This window comes from Novosphingobium sp. (assembly GCF_049240505.1).
In the GTDB taxonomy this organism is placed as follows: Bacteria; Pseudomonadota; Alphaproteobacteria; order Sphingomonadales; family Sphingomonadaceae; genus Novosphingobium.
Window position 1 is genome coordinate 1 of record NZ_JBMLSM010000090.1, and the last position, 4,796, is coordinate 4,796.

At 62.9% G+C, this 4,796-nt stretch carries 6 protein-coding genes; 4 read left to right on the forward strand and 2 right to left on the reverse strand.

Annotated features, from left to right (window positions below; translation table 11 throughout):
* Positions 1-649 (reverse strand): cold-shock protein (locus tag ACOVQ0_RS07180; RefSeq protein WP_421882128.1); only part of this gene is annotated, 649 nt, incomplete at its 3' end.
* A 337-nt stretch (positions 650-986) separates the two neighbouring features.
* Between ACOVQ0_RS07180 and ACOVQ0_RS07185 the strand changes: the two genes are divergently transcribed.
* The 3 genes from ACOVQ0_RS07185 to ACOVQ0_RS07195 are packed head-to-tail and all read left to right on the forward strand — an operon-like array spanning position 987 to position 2,769.
* Positions 987-1,421, forward strand: coding sequence for a TIGR01244 family sulfur transferase (locus ACOVQ0_RS07185; protein ID WP_421882131.1), 435 nt, complete (start codon positions 987-989; stop codon positions 1,419-1,421).
* A 14-nt stretch (positions 1,422-1,435) separates the two neighbouring features.
* Entirely contained in the window at positions 1,436-1,879 is a 444-nt protein-coding gene (locus ACOVQ0_RS07190; protein WP_421882134.1) for a hypothetical protein, read from the forward strand.
* Positions 1,876-2,769, forward strand: a complete 894-nt coding sequence (locus tag ACOVQ0_RS07195) for a sterol desaturase family protein (RefSeq protein ID WP_421882137.1) — start codon at positions 1,876-1,878, stop codon at positions 2,767-2,769. The genes ACOVQ0_RS07190 and ACOVQ0_RS07195 overlap by 4 nt, the downstream gene beginning before the upstream one ends.
* Here ACOVQ0_RS07195 and ACOVQ0_RS07200 read toward each other — a convergent pair.
* Positions 2,756-3,367: a TetR/AcrR family transcriptional regulator gene (locus ACOVQ0_RS07200; protein ID WP_421882140.1), complete on the reverse strand. Its 612-nt coding sequence runs from the start codon at positions 3,365-3,367 to the stop codon at positions 2,756-2,758. The genes ACOVQ0_RS07195 and ACOVQ0_RS07200 overlap by 14 nt on opposite strands.
* A 173-nt stretch (positions 3,368-3,540) precedes the next feature.
* Here ACOVQ0_RS07200 and ACOVQ0_RS07205 point away from each other — a divergent pair.
* Positions 3,541-4,796, forward strand: a 1,256-nt coding sequence (locus ACOVQ0_RS07205; RefSeq protein WP_421882143.1) for a TonB-dependent receptor, incomplete at its 3' end; no start/stop codon positions are given.

The window sequence follows — 4,796 nt, forward strand, 5'->3', positions numbered from 1 at the left end:
CACGCGTGATGAAGCCGAAGCCCTTCATCGCGTTGAAGAACTTGACCGTGCCGGTGGCCTTTTCACCCGTCAACTCGCGCTGCGGACTTGCAGGCTTTGCCGCGACGGGGATCACATCGCCCACAACCTGAAGGTCGGCTGCGGAGATCTTGCCGCCACGATCGACGAGGTTGAATTCGAGCGTCTGCCCTTCGGCCAGACCTTCAAGGCCCGCCCGCTCGACCGCGCTGATGTGGACGAACACGTCCTCACCACCGTCTTCGCGCGAGATGAAGCCGAAGCCCTTCTGACCATTGAAGAACTTGACGACACCCTTGCCGGTGCCGACCACCTGGGCAGGCATACCGCCGCCGCGTGGGCCGCCGAAGCCGCCACCACCGCCGCCGCCGCGCGGGCCGCCGAAGCCGCCGCCACCGCCGCCGCCGAAACCGCCACGGTCACCGCCGCCGAAGCCGCCGCGATCACCGCCACCGAAGCCACCGCGATTTCCGCCGCCGCCGAAACGGTCGCCACCGCCGAAGCCGCCGCGATCACCAAAACCGCCGCCGCCAAAGCCGCCACCGCCGCCGTAGGGATCAAAGCCGCCCTCGTCGCCAAAACCGTCGCGCTTGTCTCTGCCGCGACCGCGCCGCCCTCTGTCAAAACCCATAGAAATCAATAGACCTTCAATCCGCCCCAACCTTCACGGCACCGCAAGCCGGACGCGGGAGCCGGCGGCGCGACGAGGGAATCGATGGCAAACCGAATGGCTGGCACGTTCCTCTGCGGGCAAGACTATAGAGCAAAAAAGCCGGACCGCTAACGGAATCGACAACGTCGACACATTTCATCCCGAAAACTGTGGCTTTTGTGCCAAGTGCCTCATCGCAGAGCCAGTTTTCTCCGAATGGAGGGCCTGCTCGTAGCGGATATCTTGCCCCGGCAGCACGCATTGGGCACAAGCACATCGTAACGACAGACGATATTACCAGCAGAAAGAATGCGCGATGTTCCGCAAGATCGATGAAAAGACTTACGCCAGCCCCCAGATCGGAATCGCGGAAGTCGCCTATGCCAAGGCGCTTGGCATAGGCCTGATCGTCAACAATCGCCCCGAAGGCGAAGCCGACGATCAGACGCCCGGTGCAGACATCGAAAATGCCGCGCGTGAAGCAGGTATTGATTATATCGCCATTCCCGTCTCGCACGCGGGCTTTTCCATGCCGCAGGTCGAAGCGATGCAGCAGGCGCTGGCCAAGGCCGGTGAGGCGCCGGTGCTTGCCTATTGCCGGTCTGGCACGCGCTCCACCCTGCTATGGGCGCTGGCACAGGCCCGTTCCGGCATCAATCCCGATGAAATCGCAGCCAAGGCAGCGGGCGCGGGATATGATATCGGCCCGATCCGCGCGACGGTCGATATGCTGGCCAGCCAGGCTGGTTGAGCGCGGGCAGCGCCATGACCGCGCTTGAACCTTTGCTAAGCCTGCCCGGTGCGGTCTTTACCCTGCAGGCACTGGCATCACTCGCCGCTATTCTGGCGCTCGCATGGCTTGCCCGCAAACTGCAACTTGGCGGTGACCCTCGGATCGCATCAGAAGCACACGCCCGCGAACTGGCTGACGAAGCCCTGTGCGGGTTCGATCCCGAAACGCTCAGCATCGACCGTGCAGGCATTGGCGCAATCGCGCGCGATCGGCACGGTCGCGTTCTGCTGATCCGCCAGCACGGCTGCCACTTTGCCGCCCGCCAGCTTACCAGCCACGATGGCGTGCGATTGGATGGCCGCTTCCTTACCCTGTCCACCGACGATCCCCGCTTCGGCAAGATCACGCTTGATCTGGGCGATCAGGCGCAAGTCTGGGCAGCCAGCCTGCGCCGGTTGGGAGCGCTGCGATCATGAAGCCGATCGATATCGTCACATTTGCAGTGCCAGTCTTTGTCCTGCTGGTTATCGCCGAAATGCTGTGGGCCGCGCGCCGCGCGCCTGAAAAATACGAGCCGCGCGATACGCTCACCAGTCTCGCGCTCGGTCTTGGCAGCACGATTGCCGGAGCGCTCACCGCAGGCGTGGTGCTGGCCGCCGCCATGTGGCTTTACGATCATCGCGTGATGACAGTGCCCAATGTCTGGTGGGCTTGGATCGCCTGCTTCGTGCTCGACGATTTCAATTACTACTGGGCACACCGCACCGGCCATCGCGTTCGCTGGTTCTGGGCCTCCCATGTCAACCATCACACCAGCCAGCACTACAATCTCTCCACAGCCCTGCGGCAAACATGGACAGGCTTTTTCGCTCTGTCGTTCGCCTTCCGCATCTGGCCCGCATTCCTCGGATTTCACCCGGCAATGCTGATCACCGTAGGCGGTGCCAACCTCGTCTACCAGTTCTGGATTCACACCGAAGCAGTCGGTCGTCTGCCTCGCTGGTTTGAAGCGGTGTTCAACACGCCTTCACACCACCGCGTCCATCACGCCACCAATCCGCTTTATCTCGACCGCAACTACGCTGGCGCGCTGATCGTGTGGGACCGCCTGTTCGGCACTTTCCAGCGCGAACGCGATGACATTTCGATCCGCTATGGCGTGGTGAAGCAACTGGGCAGCTTCAATCTGCTCCACGCCGCCTTCCACGAATGGCGCGCCATGTTCGCAGATATCTGGCGCGCGCCCTTCCGCCACAAACTCTCCTACCTGCTCCGCCCGCCCGGCTGGAGCCCTGACGGCAGCCGGGAAGGCTCAGAAGCGATCAGAGCGCGTTGGCTTGAACGGCAAGGGTCTATCGCAGACTAAGCCCGTCCCCGAGCAAGTCTGCAGCAATCTCGGCAATTTCCTCGACTGGTCGGCTATCGTCCCACACGCCGAAGCGCAGGCCAAGGAAGACGTTCATGCCCATGATCGCCCATGCCCGCACATCCTGTTCGCCATCGCGCACCGATCCGGCGCGCACGCCTTCGGCAAGGCGCGCGGCGATGCGCGTGGCGGTGCCTTCGTAGTGCGCGCGGTAGCTTTCCGGGTCAGCGAATTCAGCCTCGTCGATGATCCGGTAGATTTCCTTGTGTTCGCGCGCAAAGTGCAGAAAGCCGACCAGCGCCTCGCGTTCGCGCCGCAAACCGCTTGATCCTTCACTCACCGCCGCCGCCGCGGTTGTTGCCACACGGGCAGACATATCGCGGACCAGCGCTGTGAAGATCGCGTCTTTCGAATCGAAATAGGTATAGAAGCTGCCCAGCGCAGTTCCCGCCCGGCGGGTGATCCCGCTGATCGACGCTTCGTGAAAGCCGCGTTCGCCGAACTCTGCCGCCGCCGCATCCAGCAGGCGGCGCAGCGTTTCGCGCCCGCGCGCCGTGCGCGGCACTTTGCCCGGACTGGCTGCGCTGACCTGTCCCATTCTCATCCCTCCCCGCAACGGTCGCCGCCCCAGTGGCCCAACGGCTGTTGCCAAATCGCCACGATTCGTAGCGACGAAAGTCGATCCTCACAACGAGAAGTTGAAAGGTGGTTCAACTTTCAATATCAGGGCGTGGTACGGACAAACCAAGTTCGCGAGAGGGAGCCTGACCGATGACCCGAATTTCCACGCGCGCCGCCCTGGCCGCAACTGCCGCGCTGTTTGCGCTGCCCGCCGTCCCTGCCCTTGCGCAGGAAACGCCTGCCGATGAAGCCAGCGTCAGCGAAGGTTCCGGCGAAATCCTCGTCGTCGCCCGCCGCCGCGAAGAACGCCTGCTCGACGTGCCAATCGCCATTTCTGCCGTCAGCGCCGAATCGCTTGAAAAGGTTGGCGGCCGCGATCTCTCTGCCGTGCAGGGTGCCATCCCCAACGTGAACATCGTGCAGGGTCGCGGTTCGGCCAGCAGCGCCAACTTCTACATTCGCGGCATCGGCCAGCCCGATGCGCTGCAGACCTTCGATCCGGCCGTGGGCGTCTATGTCGATGGCGTCTACCTCAGCCGCATTCAGGGCGCACTGCTCAACCTGTTCGATGTCCAGCGCGTAGAAGTGCTGCGCGGGCCGCAGGGCACGCTCTATGGCAAGAACACCATCGGCGGCGCGGTCAACGTCGTCTCGAAAAAGCCTGACCTCAACACCCTGCGCGGCGAAGCCTCGATCGCCTATGGCAAGTACGAGGAAGTAACCGCCAAGGGCTATGTCTCGGCCCCGCTGGTGGCAGACAAGCTAGCGCTCTCGGTCGCTGGCGTCTATGACGACCGCGAAGGCATCGTCACCGATCCCGCCACCGGCAATCGCTACAACGATCGCAACAACCTTTCGGGCCGCGCCATCCTGCGTGCGCAGCCTTCCGAAACGGTCGAAGTGCTGATTTCGGGCGATTACACCCGCCAGCGCAACGCCCTCACGCTGGGGCAGGCCACTGCGCCGCTGGTAGGCTTCAACTACAACGCCACCTTCACCGGCCTCACGCCCTTCACCATCGCACCGGCATCGGGTCCGTGGGAATACAAGGCTTCGACCAGCTTCCAGAACGATGAAGGCCAAAAGCTCGATCACTGGGGCGTTTCGGGCACGGTGAACGTCGATCTGTCCGACGCGCTGCAGCTTGTCTCGATCACCGCCTATCGCAAGCTGAAGACCGATTTCTTCGTCGATATCGATGGCACCACCGCCGAAGTGGGCGACGTTTTCGTCGGCACGCGCCAGCACCAGTTCAGCCAGGAACTGCAGCTCAAGCTCGATGCCGACAAGCTCAAGGGTGTGCTGGGCGTCTACTACCTGAACGAGCATGTGAAATCGCATCAGGAAGCCTATGCCGACAGCTACCTGCGCTATGTGAACACGCCGCTGAACTTCCTGCGCACGAT

Coding starts and splice junctions, on each gene's coding strand:
- ACOVQ0_RS07185 (WP_421882131.1), top strand. CDS start 987: ATGTTCCGCAAGATCGATGAAAAGACTTACGCCAGCCCCCAGATCGGA.
- ACOVQ0_RS07195 (WP_421882137.1), top strand. CDS start 1,876: ATGAAGCCGATCGATATCGTCACATTTGCAGTGCCAGTCTTTGTCCTG.
- ACOVQ0_RS07190 (WP_421882134.1), top strand. CDS start 1,436: ATGACCGCGCTTGAACCTTTGCTAAGCCTGCCCGGTGCGGTCTTTACC.
- ACOVQ0_RS07200 (WP_421882140.1), bottom strand. CDS start 3,367: ATGGGACAGGTCAGCGCAGCCAGTCCGGGCAAAGTGCCGCGCACGGCG.